Annotated in this window: 13 protein-coding genes; 4 read left to right on the top strand and 9 right to left on the bottom strand. The window is 64.0% G+C overall.

Features of this window, described 5'->3' with window-relative positions; translation table 11 throughout:
• Nucleotides 1-111: 111 nt before the first annotated feature.
• The 6 genes from AB7535_RS24100 to AB7535_RS24075 form a co-directional block, all read right to left on the bottom strand.
• Nucleotides 112-411, bottom strand: coding sequence for a copper-binding protein (locus AB7535_RS24100; RefSeq protein WP_063981995.1), 300 nt, complete (start codon nucleotides 409-411; stop codon nucleotides 112-114).
• A gap of 139 nt (nucleotides 412-550) precedes the next feature.
• A complete protein-coding gene (locus tag AB7535_RS24095; protein WP_063981996.1) occupies nucleotides 551-1,159 on the bottom strand; it encodes a hypothetical protein in 609 nt (202 codons plus the stop codon).
• Complete coding sequence (locus tag AB7535_RS24090) at nucleotides 1,156-2,004, bottom strand: ABC transporter permease (protein ID WP_063981997.1); 849 nt, start codon at nucleotides 2,002-2,004, stop codon at nucleotides 1,156-1,158. Before AB7535_RS24090 ends, AB7535_RS24095 begins: the two co-directional genes overlap by 4 nt.
• Nucleotides 2,001-2,807 (bottom strand): ABC transporter ATP-binding protein, encoded by an 807-nt coding sequence (locus AB7535_RS24085; protein ID WP_354114022.1) that lies wholly within the window; start codon nucleotides 2,805-2,807, stop codon nucleotides 2,001-2,003. The genes AB7535_RS24090 and AB7535_RS24085 overlap by 4 nt, the downstream gene beginning before the upstream one ends.
• Complete coding sequence (locus AB7535_RS24080) at nucleotides 2,804-3,772, bottom strand: YVTN family beta-propeller repeat protein (protein ID WP_063981999.1); 969 nt, start codon at nucleotides 3,770-3,772, stop codon at nucleotides 2,804-2,806. The genes AB7535_RS24085 and AB7535_RS24080 overlap by 4 nt, the downstream gene beginning before the upstream one ends.
• A gap of 8 nt (nucleotides 3,773-3,780) precedes the next feature.
• On the bottom strand, nucleotides 3,781-4,962 hold the full coding sequence (locus AB7535_RS24075) for an ABC transporter substrate-binding protein (RefSeq protein WP_439037020.1): 1,182 nt from the start codon (nucleotides 4,960-4,962) through the stop codon (nucleotides 3,781-3,783).
• Between the two features lie 59 nt (nucleotides 4,963-5,021).
• Between AB7535_RS24075 and AB7535_RS24070 the strand changes: the two genes are divergently transcribed.
• Nucleotides 5,022-5,594: a DUF3280 domain-containing protein gene (locus tag AB7535_RS24070; protein ID WP_439037019.1), complete on the top strand. Its 573-nt coding sequence runs from the start codon at nucleotides 5,022-5,024 to the stop codon at nucleotides 5,592-5,594.
• A gap of 181 nt (nucleotides 5,595-5,775) precedes the next feature.
• Here AB7535_RS24070 and fghA read toward each other — a convergent pair whose 3' ends face one another.
• Nucleotides 5,776-6,621, bottom strand: a complete 846-nt coding sequence (gene fghA, locus AB7535_RS24065; RefSeq protein ID WP_439037018.1) for an S-formylglutathione hydrolase — start codon at nucleotides 6,619-6,621, stop codon at nucleotides 5,776-5,778.
• A gap of 75 nt (nucleotides 6,622-6,696) precedes the next feature.
• Nucleotides 6,697-7,317 (bottom strand): response regulator, encoded by a 621-nt coding sequence (locus tag AB7535_RS24060; protein ID WP_014493646.1) that lies wholly within the window; start codon nucleotides 7,315-7,317, stop codon nucleotides 6,697-6,699.
• Nucleotides 7,318-7,510: 193 nt separating this feature from the next.
• Between AB7535_RS24060 and AB7535_RS24055 the strand changes: the two genes are divergently transcribed.
• Together AB7535_RS24055 and AB7535_RS24050 are read left to right on the top strand one after the other, a co-directional pair.
• A complete protein-coding gene (locus AB7535_RS24055) occupies nucleotides 7,511-8,860 on the top strand; it encodes a histidine kinase (RefSeq protein ID WP_439037017.1) in 1,350 nt (449 codons plus the stop codon).
• Nucleotides 8,861-9,013: 153 nt separating this feature from the next.
• Complete coding sequence (locus AB7535_RS24050) at nucleotides 9,014-11,476, top strand: TonB-dependent receptor domain-containing protein (protein ID WP_439037364.1); 2,463 nt, start codon at nucleotides 9,014-9,016, stop codon at nucleotides 11,474-11,476.
• Between the two features lie 48 nt (nucleotides 11,477-11,524).
• On the opposite strand, the gene AB7535_RS24045 is transcribed toward AB7535_RS24050, so the two are convergent.
• Nucleotides 11,525-12,112, bottom strand: coding sequence for a DUF4440 domain-containing protein (locus AB7535_RS24045; protein WP_439037016.1), 588 nt, complete (start codon nucleotides 12,110-12,112; stop codon nucleotides 11,525-11,527).
• Between the two features lie 79 nt (nucleotides 12,113-12,191).
• On the opposite strand from AB7535_RS24045, the gene AB7535_RS24040 reads away from it, so the two are divergent.
• Complete coding sequence (locus tag AB7535_RS24040) at nucleotides 12,192-13,154, top strand: LysR family transcriptional regulator (RefSeq protein WP_439037015.1); 963 nt, start codon at nucleotides 12,192-12,194, stop codon at nucleotides 13,152-13,154.
• Nucleotides 13,155-13,158 lie beyond the last annotated feature (4 nt).

Genomic DNA, 13,158 nt, shown 5'->3' with positions numbered 1-13,158 from the left:
CGGGCTTGTCCCGGGCATCCACGTTCTTAATCCGCGTGGTTGGGCGTGGATCGCCGGGACAAGCCCGGCCATGACGCCGTGCCGCGCGCGGGGACAGGTGAAGATGCAGGGTTACTGCTTCTGCAGCTTCGTCAGCGTGCCCGTACCGTTATTGTCGGTCGCCGAGTACGTCACCCTGTCGCCGGCATGGACGGCATCCAGCATCGCGGCGTCCTTGGCCTTGTACTCCTGAAGCGTGCCGGCGCCGCCTGCGCTGCCGCCGACCGTGCCCTTCTGTGTCTGCTGGATCGAGATCGTGCTGTTGAGCCGGTCGATTCTGGTGACCATCCCGGTCATGTCGTCAGCAAAAGCGGGGGACGCAAGCGTGCTGATGGCTGCAGCGCATGCGAAGATGAATTTTGTTGTTCCCATCGAGGCCTCCCGACGTCTTGGAGTTCACGTCGACAAGCCATCCTAGAGCGATTTGGTTCCGGCTGATAGCGCGGCAAAGGGTAACGATGGCGCTGATATCGCGGGAACTTTCCGAAAGTCGTCGTCAGCGAGGCTGACGCTATTCCATTTCTTGCTGGATCACGCGTCCGAGAGCGAACAGGCGCTGGTCAATCGCGGTCGGAACCTCGCAGACGAACCGCACCACCTTGTGGCGATCTTCGAAAATGCGGGTTTCCCAGATCAACTGGTTGCTGAGCGCATCGACCTTTGCGTCGTCGCGTGGTGTCGCGCTCTGGAGCGCCTGGAGCTGGATCGACTCCTCGCGGATCTTGTCGGCCGCCTCGCGCTGTTTGCGGCTGACGCGTTCGAGCCCGTTCATGACCTGCGAGCGCTGGGCGTTGAGCGTGTCGAACAAGCCGGCGAACAACAGCTTGGCGTTCGCCGTCTTGTCAGCGGCGGAGCCGGCCAAAAACTCCTTCACCGACTTCTCGGCCTCGTCCATCGGCGTCTTCCGCGCCGACAGTTTTGAGACCAGCGCGGTGACCTTTGCGTCGTCCTTCCATTTGGTCTCGGCGTCGTCGAGTGCGGGACCGGCCCAGACGGCGGCGAGCGAGATGTCCGGCACCTTGGCCTGCGTGCAAGGCCAGTTGGGATAGCGTGGATCGGCGGCGCACGCAGCCGTGCTCGCAACGGCGAGCGCAAAAGCGGCCATGGCCAGAACCTTCATCCTTCGCCTCCCGCAGGGCCCCGTCGCGCCAGCCCGCGCGAGGGATCATAGGCCAGAATCGCGCCGATCATGAAGACGATTGTGCAGGCCGCCACTACCGCCAGCGAGATCCAGTTGATTTGCCCGTAGAATGCAAAACGTATCAGCTCGACCGCATGGGTGAACGGGTTGGCCTGGCAGAGATAGTAGAGATAGGGGCTGCCCTCCTGCACCCGCCAGAGCGGGTAGAGCGCGGAGGAGGCGAAGAACATCGGAAAGATCACGAAGTTCATCACGCCGGCAAAACTCTCGAGCTGCTTGATGCCGGAGGAGATCAGCATGCCGAGCGAGCCCAGCATCAGCCCCGACAGGATCAGCGCCGGCAGCACGGTGAGATAGCCGATCGCGGGAGGGGTGATGTCCCAGAACCAGGCGATCAGCAGGAACGCATAGACCTGGAGCAGCGACACCGCGGTGCCCGCCAGCAGCTTGCAGAACAGGAGGAACCCGCGCGGCAGCGGGCTCACCAGCAGCGTCCGCATATTGCCCATCTCGCGGTCATAGACCATCGAGAGCGAGGACTGCATGCCGTTGAAGAGCTGGATCATCGCCATCAGCCCGGGCGCGATATAGACCTCGTAGAGGATGTAGGTCTCGTAGGGCGGGATGATGGAGATGCCGAGCACCTGGCGGAAGCCGGCGGCGAAGATGAACAGCCATACCAGCGGGCGCACCAGCGCCGAGACGAAGCGCTCGCGCTGATGCAGGAAGCGCAGCCCCTCGCGCCAGACGATGCCGGTGAGGCAGGTCATGTATTCCGCGGCCGAGAAACCGCGCGGTGTATCCCGCGTCGTGATGCTGCTCATGCGCCGCCTCCCGGCATCGTCTGCGCACCGGTCAGGCGCATGAAGGCGGTGTTGACGTCCTGCGCGCCGGCATCCGTGATGACGCGGCTCATCGGCCCCTGCGCCAGCACCTTGCCCTGGTGCAGCACCACGAGGTCGTCGCCGGCCATGATCTCGTCGAACAGATGCGTGGCCCAGAGCACGCCGATGCCTTGCTCGGTCACGAGCTGGCGGACATGGCTGATGATGTCGGCGCGCGCCTTGACGTCGAGGCCGACGGTCGGCTCGTCCAGCAACAGCAGCCGCGGCCGGTGCAGCAGGGCGCGTGCGATCTCCAACCGCCGCATCTGGCCGCCGGAGAGATCGCGCACCTTGCTGCCGGCACGCTCTTCGAGCCCGATGCGGCCGAGCAGCTCGCCGCTGCGCGCGGCCGCCTCGCGCCGGCTGATGCCATGGAGTGCGGCGTGATAGAGCAGGTTCTGCGTCAGCGACAGGTCGAGATCGAGCGTGCGCGGCTGGAACACGACGCCGAGCAGCCGCAGCGCCTCGCCGGGGCTCTTGCTGATGTCGTGGCCGAAAATGCCGACGCGGCCGCTCTGGATGCCGAACAGACGCGTGATCAGCGAGAACAGCGTGCTCTTGCCGGCGCCGTTGAGCCCGAGCAGCGCCGTGAAGCTCGCAGGCTGCACATTGAAGGAGACGTCCATCAACGCCCGGCGCGGCCCGTAGGAATGGCTGACGCCGTCGATCGACAGCGCCGGCACCGCGGCCGCTTGCAGCCTCGGCATCTCCTGTGGCTCGGCGATGGGAGCAGGGCTGGTCATGGCGAGATCGTAATGCCCCAGGGCAGTTCGCCCACCTGAATGGTCTTGATCACCTTTTGCGCGGCGACGTCGATGACCGAGACGTCGTTCGACACGCCGTTGGTGGTGAGCAGGTATTTCTCGTCCGGCGTGAACGCCATGTGCCAGACGCGCTGCCCCACCAGCAAATATTTCGTCACCTTGCGCGACGCGACGTCGACCACGGCGACGCGGTTGGCCGGGCCGAGCGCGACGAAGGCGGTCTTGTCGTCTTTGGTCATGCCGATGCCGACCGGCTGGATCGCCTCTTTCCGCAACCCCGGAATCTCGAACGTGACCTTGCCGGTCACCTCGTGCTTTTTGGGATCGATGATCGAGATGGTGCCACCGATCTCCGAGGACACCCACAGCTCGGAACTGTCGTGCTTGAATTCGGCAAAGCGCGGCCGGGCGTCGACCAGCACGTTGGCGACGATCTGGCGCGACGAGGTGTCGATGAAATGCGCCATGTTGGTCGTCTCGGACGTGTTGATCAGTGTCTTGCCGTCGGGGCTGATGGTCATGCCCTCGGGCTCGACGCCGACCTGGATGTCGCCGAGCCGCGCACGCTTCTCCAGATCGATCACGGTCACCGTGTTATCGTTCTCGTTGGCGACATAGAGGATTTTTCCGGCGGCATCCTGCGCGAACAATTCCGGGTCGGGCCCGGAGGGCAGGCTGTCCACGATCGCTTGCGTCTTCGCATCGATCACCTGGATGGTGTCGTCGTCGCCGACCGCGACCATCACGAACTTGCCGTCGCGCGTGAAATCGATGCCGCGCGGGCGCTGGCCGACCTTGATGGTCTTGGTCACGGTCCAGCTGTCGGTGTCGATCACCGAGACCGTGTTGCTCTTCTCGTTCGAGACATAGGCGATGAACGCATGCGCGGGCGCGGCCGCAAGCGCCAGTCCGGACAGCAACCCCACACGCCACATGCGCAACATTCGCGTCCTCATTTCAGCTTGCATTTGCTCTCCGGGCGGTCGTAGCCGAGCGTGTCGAGCTCGGAGACCTGGTGCAGAAATCCCTCCTGCGGCGATACCGACACCACCATGCGGCCGTCGACCAGCAGGATCGGCTGGCGCAGCTGCAGGTTCCAGTCGCGCAGGGTCAGTTTTGTGCCCTTGAAGGCAGCGACTGAAAAATCCGGCCCCTTGATGAAGTCGGTGACTTTCTTGACGTCGCCGGAATTGGTGCGCGAGGTGGCCTCGCCGATCATGCGTACCGCCGTCCAGGCCTGCATGTCGAGCGGGGTCATGCGCCGCGAGTTCAGCTTGATGAAGCGGTTCTGCATCTGGATCGCGCCCCACTGGTCCTGCGATGCGTCCCAGCTGCGCGGCACGAGGCCGGCCGAGCCTGCGACGGGGCGGGGGTCCCAGGTGCGATAGGGCAGATAGGCGCCGAACACTTCGCTCTCGTCGGCGGCGACCAGCACGTCATAGGCCGGCAACTGTTGCGTGAACACCGGCATCTGGCGCTGGATCAGCGTGACACCGCTATCGGTGCGGCGCGCGCCGCCCTTGTCCTCGAAGGTCTTCTCTTGCACGATCTTGGCGCCGAAGCGTGTGGCGGTACGCCGGAGCGCGTCTGCAAACAGCTTGTCCTCGTCATGCGAGCCGACCACGAGCACCCAGCGCTTCCACTGCTTCCACACCAGATATTGGCCGAGCGCATCGGCCAGCATCGCGCGCGTCGGTGCGGTGTGGATGACGTTGGCGCGGCAATCGGCCTCGCGCAGGCGCTCGTCGATCGCGCCGGCGTTGAACAGCAGCGTGCCGCGCTCGCGCAGGGCATCCGAGACCTTCAACAGCGCGTCGGCCGGCAGGTCGGCGATGATGAAGCCGTTTTTCTCGGCAAGCGCAGCCGCAGCCTGGACCGGATCTTCGCCTTCCCTGATGCGGCGCTCCTCCAGCGTGAAACGCTGGTTGAGGAATTTTCCCGTGGTGTTGTTGTCCTCGATGGCGAGGCGCGCGCCGGCGACGCCGTCATTCTCCGCGGGCTGCTCGACCAGCGACAGCGTCGATCTGGTGCCGGCGACGCCGAGATAGCCGACGCCGATCTGCACCGGGTCGGCCGCGAGCGCGCTCGTCGCGGCAAGACCCAGGCCGATCAGGCCGACCAACCATCGGATCATGTTTCCTCCAGATGTTCTCCCTGGCTTGACCGCCGGTGGAGAATTGTCTCTGCTAAAGCATGACCGATTTGACCCGGCTTGCAACCCCGCATTTCGTCCCCGCTCGCGCGAGGCCCGGGTTCACGATCATGCGAGCGCTGATCTGTTTCGCAGCTTTGCTGTTGACGGGGTCGGTCGCGTTGGCCGATCCGCCAAGGCTCGCGGTGTTCGATTTCGAGCTGATCGACACCAGCCTTCCCGGCGAGTTCTACGGCTCCAAGCCGGAGGCGGCGCGGCTCGAGCGCATCAGCGAGCAGCTGCGCAAGGAACTGGCGCTGTCAGGAAGGTTCCAGCTGCTCGACATCGCGCCGGTCAGGGATGCCGCCCGTCACGCCAATCTGCAGGCCTGCGGCGGCTGCGACCTCAAGCTTGCCGGGCAGCTCGGCGCCGACCTCGAGATCACCGGCATGGTGCAGAAGGTCTCGAACCTGATCATCAATCTCAACATCTATCTGCGCGACGTGAAGACCGGCAACATGATCACCGTCGCCAGCGCCGACATGCGCGGCAACACGGACGAATCGTGGTCGCGCACGATGAGCTATCTGATCCGCAATCGATTGCTGGCGCCGAATTACGGGAAACCGGAGTAGATTTTCTCTCCGCGAGCGCCGCTGCACCCTCTCCCCTTGCGGGAGAGGGTGGCTCGCCGCGTAGCGGCGAGACGGGTGAGGGGTATCTCTCCGCGAGTCCAACTCTTATTTGAACGCGCGGTGAGATACCCCTCATCCGGCGCTTCGCGCCACCTTCTCCCGCAAGGGGAGAAGGAAGAAATCACCCCTTCAATCTTTCCGCATGCCAGTGCAGATGATCGCCCATGAAGGTCGAGATGAAATAATAGCTGTGGTCATATCCCGCCTGCCGCCGCAGCGTCAGCGGGATGCCCGCCTTGGTGCAGGCGGCCTCGAGCAGCTCGGGCCGGAGCTGTTCTTTCAGGAAATTGTCGGCCTCGCCGACGTCGACGAGGAAGCCGGAATATTTCGCGCCGTCCTCGATCAGCGCCACGGTGTCGTGGTTGCGCCAGGTCTCCTTGTTCGGTCCGAGATAGCCGGTTAGCGCCTTGATGCCCCAGGGCACGAGCGAAGGCGCCACGATCGGCGCGAATGCGCTGGCGGCGCGATAGCGGTGCGGATTGCGCAGCGCGACCGTCAGCGCGCCGTGGCCGCCCATCGAATGTCCCATCACCGATTGCCGCTTGGCGTCGACCGGAAAATTCTCCGCCACGAGCTTGGGCAGCTCGTCGGTGACATAGCTCCACATGCGATAGTTGCGCGCAAACGGCTGTTGCGTCGCGTCGACATAGAAGCCGGCGCCGAGGCCGAAATCATAGGCATTGTTGGCATCGCCCGGCACGTCGGGCCCGCGCGGACTGGTGTCCGGCGCGACGAAGATCAGGCCGAGCTCGGCGCAGGCTTTGCGGAATTCACCCTTCTCGGTGACGTTGGCATGGGTGCAGGTGAGGCCGGAGAGATACCAGACCACGGGCAGCTTTGCGCCGGCCGCATGCGGGGGAACATAGACCGAGAACACCATGTCGGTTCCGGTCGCCTGGCTGGCATGGCGGTACACGCGCTGCACGCCGCCATAGGAAGTGTTGGTCGAGACAGTCTGGATCGTCATGCCGTAATGCTCCGTGGCATCTAACCACATCAAGATTGCAACGCTTGTGTGACCGAATTCGTGGCGGTGTATGCGTCAGGCGACGCCGCTGTCGATCGCCAGCCGCACCAGCTCGACCGAGGTCTTCACGCCGAGCTTCTGTCGCATGATCGAGGAGGTGTTGGCGACAGTCTTGTAGGACGACTGCACCAGCCAGGCGATCTCGGACAGGCTCTTTCCGGCGCTGAGGAGCCGCAGGATTTCCATCTCGCGCGCGTTCAGCTTCGACAGCGGGCTTTGCGCCAGCGTCGGTCCTGCAAACGCGATGCTGCGCGCGATCGCGGTCGGCAGATAGGTGCCGCCGCCCCCGACGGCGCGGATCGCCTCGACGAGGTCGTCGGGGTCGCCGGTCTTGGAGACGTAGCCCTTGGCCCCGCACTCGATCGCGCGCGCGGCGAACGCAGGGTCGTCGTTCATGCTGAACATGATGATGCGGGCCTCGGGCGCACGTTCGAGGATGCGGCGCGCGAGCTCGAAGCCGGAGACGGTCGGCAGGTTGATGTCGATGATGCACAGGTCGGGGCGCTCGACAATGAAGACGCATTCGCCGTCCTCGGCGTCGGCGGCCTCCAAAATCTCGATCTCGCCCTCGTCGGCCAGCACGGCACGGCAGCCGGAGGCGACAATGGGATGATCGTCGACGATCAGAATGCGCATAGGCGTTCCCCGTGACAGCCTCGGCCTGCTTTTCCGCCGCATGATCCGAACAAGAACGCTGCGCGCGTCTCATGTCGCCTCATGCAACCCGGCCGGGATTGCTGTACGCTTTCGATTAGATACCGGGCGCTTCGCCTCTGTCAACGTCATCGGACAGGCGCGGGCCAACCTTCGCGAGGCACGGGCAGCACCAATGTGGCAAAATCTATCGTTGCGCGCGCGCATCAACCTTCTGCTGGCGCTGCTGCTGGCGCTGGGGCTCGCCGTCAATATCGGCCGCCAGGTCGCGGAAGCCGGGCCGCGCGTGCAGGCCGAGGACCAGAGCGTGATCCGGCTTGCGCGTGAATTCATCGAAATGATCGTTGCGGATCTGAACGAGGCGCCCGATCCGGATGCCAGGCTGAACCAGATCGCGCGCGATCTGAGCCGCCTGCGCCATGTCAGCATCGCGCTTCAGGACGCCGGCGGTAACCCGCTGACGCCGCCCCGGCCTGCCGACGACGACGCGCGCGGACCGCCGGCCTGGTTCGTCAGCCTGGTTCATCCCGAGCAGACCACGGTGAGCGTGCCGGTCTCGGTCCATGGCAAGCCGGGCTCGCTGGTGATCACCGCGCATCCCGACGACGAGATCGCCGAGATCTGGGACGCCATCGTGACCCAGCTCGAGGTCGGCTCGGTGATCGCGCTCGCGCTGTTCCTGGTGATGATGACGGTGGTCGGCCGCGCGCTCGCGCCGCTGCAGTCGCTGGCGCAGACGATGACCGCGATCGAGGGCGGGCATTATGACGCGCGCGCCACGCCGGGCGGTGCGCCCGAGCTGGCCGCGATCTGCGGCAAGCTCAATCATCTCGCGGCGGCGCTCGGCGAGGCGGTGGAGGAAAAGCGGCTTTTGGCCGAGCGCGCGGTGTCGCTCCAGGACGTCGAGCGCAAGGAGATCGCGCGCGAGCTGCATGACGAATTCGGGCCGTATCTGTTCTCGCTGCGCGCGCATGCGAGCGCGCTGGCGAAGCTCGCGGACGGGCGCGTGCCGAATGCCGACTCGGTCCGGAAGCACGGCAGCGCCTTGCTGGAACAGATCAACCAGCTCCAGCAGTTCACCCGCCGGGTGCTGGAGCGGCTCCGGCCCGTCGGCCTTGCCGAGCTCGGCCTGCGCCAGGCGCTGGAATCGCTCTCGCGGCTGTGGCGGGAGTCGCATCCCGACGTCGCGATCGAAACCGTGATCTCCGCCACGCTCGGGGTCACCGGCGAGACGGCCGACCTCACCATCTACCGCATCGTGCAGGAGGCGCTCACCAACGTGTTCCGCCACGCCGGCGCGACGTCGGTCAATGTCGTGATCGAGCCCGTCGAGCAGGCCGGCGGCCGCGGCTATGCGCGCGTGCGGGTCAGCGACAACGGCCGCGGCATGGAGCCGGGCCAGAAGCTCGGCTTCGGCCTCGTCGGCATGCGCGAGCGCATTCTGGCGCTGGGCGGCACGCTCAACGTCGTCTCCGGCGACGGCGGCTTGACCGTGGAGGCGCTGGTTCCGACGGCGGCGTCCTGATTGCATCGGGAAAAATTCCCGATTTGGTCGGGAAAACGGGTGCGGATAGTGCCAGACCTTTTGTGGCTGGCGGACTCACTGCCGCCGAATACACTCATCTCAACCAAACGGCGAAAATCAAAACAGCCGGTGGTCACGGATGGGAAGGCAGGGATGGGCAAGCCTCTTTGGTTCAAGCGTCGTTTGTTGATAGCCTCGGTGTCGACGGGGCTGGTGTCGGGCTTGGTCCTTGCAGGCCCCGCCGCAGCCGCGCAGGATGAGGAAACCAACGTCCAGAATCTGCCGGCCGTCGAGATCACCGCACCACCGCCGTCGGCCGTGAGGCGCAGTGCGCCAACGCGGCCGGTCGCACGGGTAGGGGCGCCGGCGTCCGCCGCTCCGAAGACACGCCTTTACGTCTACCCGACCTCACCGGGCACCGGCCGAGGTCTCGATGTCGACAAGGTGCCGTCCGCGATCAATGCGGTCGATGCCAGCCAGATCAGGCGTACCGCCTCGCCAGATATCGCCGTTGCCCTGCAGCAGTACGTGCCTGGTCTCAGCATCAATGAAGTGACCGGCAATCCATTCCAGCCCGATGTGCAGTTTCGCGGCTTCGTCGCTTCACCTCTGGCCGGCACGCCGCAGGGCCTCGCCGTCTACCAGAACGGCGTACGCATCAACGAGGCGTTTTCCGACACTGTCAATTGGGATCTGATCCCGACGGCTGCGATCCGATCGGCAGTGGTCGTAACTAACAATCCGGCATACGGCCTTAACGCGCTCGGCGGCGCCATCGATCTGCAGATGAAGAACGGCTTCAACTATCAAGGGGCCGAGATCGATATCATGGGCGGCTCATTCGGCCGCATCCAGGGCTCTGCACAATGGGGCAAGAAGGTCGACAATAACTGGGCAGTCTACGGAGCGCTCGAAGGCATTCACGACAATGGTTTCCGCAATTTCTCGCAATCGGATGTTCGGCGCTTCTATGGCGATGTCGGGTATCGCTTCGAAGGCAACGAGTTCCACCTCAATGGCGGCGTCGCCAACAATTCCCTGGCAGGACCCAGCACTGTTCCGGCCGAACTGCTCCAACAATATTGGGGCGCGACCTATACAACGCCACAAACCATTTCCAACAAGGTCGGCTATCTCAACCTGACCGGCAAGGTGGAGGCGACGCCGACCTGGACCTTTGAGGGCACGGCGCATCTGCGCAGCTTCAAACAGAGCACCGTGGACGGAAACCCGACCGACGCCCAGGCATGTGCCGATCCAACGCTCCTGTGCTTTGGCAATGATACGGTCCCGGCTTTTGGCCTGAATGGCGTTCAGCTCGCCAATACCTTTGCGCCAGACGCCATCCTCAGCGAGATCGATCGCACCAGCACGAAATCGACCACATTTGGCGTATCCGGTCAGGCAACCAACACCGACCAGCTGTTCGGTCATGAGAACCGCTTCGTAGTTGGCGCGAGCTATGATGTCAGCAGCACGCGCTTCACCGGTAGCGCCGAATTGGGAACGATAGGCACGAACTATGTCGTCACGGGCAGCGGCATATTCCTGGGTCCCTCCGGTGCCCCGACTTCGGTTGGCCCCGTGTCGCTTCGTACCGTCAACCAATATCACGGGCTCTATGCGCTCGACACGTTCAACGTGGACGATCGCTTTGCGGTGACGGCAGGCGGGCGATTCAATGCGGCCCGTGTCACGCTGATGGACCAGCTCGGCACCGCACTCAATGGCGATCATACCTATGATCGGTTCAATCCGATCATCGGCGGCACCTACAAGATCACCTCTGAAGTGACCGCCTATGCGGGCTATTCCGAAGCCAACCGGGTGCCCACGCCACTCGAGCTCGGCTGCGCCGATCCGGCGAGGCCATGCATCATCGGGCAGTTCCTGATCGCTGACCCCTCACTGCAGCAAGTCGTCTCCAAGACCTTCGAAGCGGGCTTCCGCGGCACCAAGGAATTGAACATCGGCTCGCTCGGCTGGAAAATCGGTGCCTACCGTGCCACCAACTACGACGACATCCTCGCGACCCCAATTCCCGGCCTGACTGGCTTCGGCTTTTTCCAGAACGTCGGCCGGACGCGCAGGCAGGGTATCGAAGCCGAGGTGAGCCTGAAGTCGAATGTGCTTCAGTTCCAGGCGAGCTATGCGTTCCTGGACGCGCGCTTCCTCGACGCGCTGACGCTTGGATCAGAGAGCCCGTTCGCCGACGCCGGCAACATCCAGGTCTTGCCGGGCAATCACATTCCGCGCCTCCCTAGCCACCTTATTAAGGCAAGCATCGAATATGCGGTTACCGATGTCTGGAAGGTCGGAGGTGACGCGCTCTTTGTCTCGAGCCAGTATTTCGTCGGCGATGAGTCCAACCAGTTTCCGAAGCTGCCGTCCTACGCCGTGTTCAATCTCCACACCTCTTACCAGATCACCAAGAACCTGCAGATTTACGGTCGCGTCGCCAACATCTTCGACAACCGCTACTCGACCCTTGGCACCTTCTTCGATAGGGAAGCCTTGCCCAACTTCACCAATGGCGGTGCGGAATTTAACGACCCGCGATCGCTGAGCCCGGCAAGGCCCCGTGCGTTCTATGCGGGCATGCGGATGACGTTCTGAGTTCGACACGCAAGCCCGGCCGCCTCTGGAGGGCGAAAGACATCGCCTTTACTCCGCCCAGCCTCGGGCGAGGATCGCCGCTTGCTGCAAGGAAATGCGCCGGACCAGCGGATCTGCATGGCGGTGTACCAGCTGCCAGTCCGTGCTGTCCTTGCGATAGATCTCCGTGACGCGCAGCGACCAGTCCTGGGCATGCAGGCCGCCGACCTCCGCGCGCTGGCGTTCGATCATGACGAGCGCAACGAGCCCGTTCGAGGCATAGGTCTGCAAGACCTCCAGTCCGGTTTCCCCGTTCCTGAAATATTGCGCCAGGTCAGCCAGCCGTTTTGGGCTGCTGTCGAATCCGAAGCTGGCAGGGCCACCGAAGGGCTGCATCAGCGTGAAATCCGGGGCAATCCGGACCAGCTGCGACCAGCGGCCCATGTCGCCACGCATGAAAGCGGCATTCTTCTCGCCGGCGAGCTTGATGAGACCGGCTAGCGCGTCGTCCCCGGCGGCTGCATTGGCTGGAAGCTGACCGGAAGCAGGAATTGCCGCCGCCGCCATCATCATCGAGCGCCTCGACATCCTGTGCGGCGAGTCCCGGTTGTCCGGCGAGCCATGGCCCTTGCTCACCCCTTTCGACCTTCTGATCATTTCGAAGCTCCTGATTGCACCATCTGCGCATTCCATGAGGCCTTGATCTCGATGAATCCAGCGATATGATTTCAGCAACATGCTGAACCAAATTGATCTATCCAGGGTCGAACTGAATCTCCTTGTGCTCTTCCGCGTGGTCCTGGAAGAACGCCATGTCGCGCGCGCGGCCGCGCGACTGAACCTGACGCCGTCCGCTGTCAGCCACGCGCTTGGCCGGCTGCGCCTTGTTTTGAACGACCCGCTGTTCCTGCGAACGCCGAAGGGCGTCGTTCCAACGGAGCGGGCCCTGGAGCTTGACCACCCGATCGCCGAAATCATCGCGCGCGTCGAACAACTGGTTGGCTCTGCTAGACCATTCGACCCTGCAAAAAGCCATCGCCGGTTTACGATCGGCGCACCCGATGCTGTTCTCGCCTCGACAACGGGGCAGCTACTCGGTTCGATCGCGAGAAGGGCGCCCCACATCGACATCGGATTGATCCATGTGATGCCCGCGCCCCGCGGCGGCGCGATCGGCGAACCCTGGCACGAGTGCCTCGAGATGCTCGAAAGACGAGAGCTGGACATCGCGATGCTGCCGCTGCCGGCGGTATCGCCGCGTTTCGAGGCGCGCAGGCTCTACGACGAGGAATTCGTGCTGGCCATGCGCAAGGGACACGCCTTCGCCAGAGCTCCGACACCCGCGGCTTTCTCGCAATCGCAGCATCTGCTGGTGTCTCTCAGCGGTGAGCCGCGCGGCTTCGTCGATGAGATGTTGGCAAAGCGCGGTCTCAAGCGCCGCATTGCCTTGACTGTCCCGAACTTTATGATGGCGCTGGTCCAGCTTGCGGGGTCCGAACTGATCGCTGCATTGCCGCGGCGTCTGGTGCAGCAGCACGGCGGGCATTTCGGATTGATGTTCGTCGAGCTGCCTTTCGCCCGTAAACCGGATACGATCTGCGCCATCGCGACCAAGGCTGCGATGAAGGACGCCGGTGTTGCATGGCTGATGGAAGTTGTCTTCGCCTCGGTCGGAGCAGGTCGGAACCGCAATCGGTAGCGTG

The sequence above is a fragment of the Bradyrhizobium sp. 956_D2_N1_4 genome (genome assembly GCF_052076025.1).
Classification (GTDB): Bacteria; Pseudomonadota; Alphaproteobacteria; order Rhizobiales; family Xanthobacteraceae; genus Bradyrhizobium; species Bradyrhizobium barranii.
The sequence above is the reverse complement of the archived record's forward strand: the minus strand, read 5'-3'. Positions and strand labels throughout refer to the sequence as shown.

Excerpts from the sequence above, each read along its gene's own strand:
- AB7535_RS24100 (WP_063981995.1), bottom strand. The coding sequence starts at position 411 with ATGGGAACAACAAAATTCATCTTCGCATGCGCTGCAGCCATCAGCACG.
- AB7535_RS24070 (WP_439037019.1), top strand. The coding sequence starts at position 5,022 with ATGACCGATTTGACCCGGCTTGCAACCCCGCATTTCGTCCCCGCTCGC.
- AB7535_RS24050 (WP_439037364.1), top strand. The coding sequence starts at position 9,014 with ATGGGCAAGCCTCTTTGGTTCAAGCGTCGTTTGTTGATAGCCTCGGTG.
- AB7535_RS24060 (WP_014493646.1), bottom strand. The coding sequence starts at position 7,317 with ATGCGCATTCTGATCGTCGACGATCATCCCATTGTCGCCTCCGGCTGC.
- AB7535_RS24040 (WP_439037015.1), top strand. The coding sequence starts at position 12,192 with ATGCTGAACCAAATTGATCTATCCAGGGTCGAACTGAATCTCCTTGTG.
- AB7535_RS24080 (WP_063981999.1), bottom strand. The coding sequence starts at position 3,772 with ATGTTGCGCATGTGGCGTGTGGGGTTGCTGTCCGGACTGGCGCTTGCG.
- AB7535_RS24095 (WP_063981996.1), bottom strand. The coding sequence starts at position 1,159 with ATGAAGGTTCTGGCCATGGCCGCTTTTGCGCTCGCCGTTGCGAGCACG.
- fghA (WP_439037018.1), bottom strand. The coding sequence starts at position 6,621 with ATGACGATCCAGACTGTCTCGACCAACACTTCCTATGGCGGCGTGCAG.
- AB7535_RS24085 (WP_354114022.1), bottom strand. The coding sequence starts at position 2,807 with ATGACCAGCCCTGCTCCCATCGCCGAGCCACAGGAGATGCCGAGGCTG.
- AB7535_RS24045 (WP_439037016.1), bottom strand. The coding sequence starts at position 12,112 with ATGATCAGAAGGTCGAAAGGGGTGAGCAAGGGCCATGGCTCGCCGGAC.
- AB7535_RS24055 (WP_439037017.1), top strand. The coding sequence starts at position 7,511 with ATGTGGCAAAATCTATCGTTGCGCGCGCGCATCAACCTTCTGCTGGCG.
- AB7535_RS24075 (WP_439037020.1), bottom strand. The coding sequence starts at position 4,962 with ATGATCCGATGGTTGGTCGGCCTGATCGGCCTGGGTCTTGCCGCGACG.
- AB7535_RS24090 (WP_063981997.1), bottom strand. The coding sequence starts at position 2,004 with ATGAGCAGCATCACGACGCGGGATACACCGCGCGGTTTCTCGGCCGCG.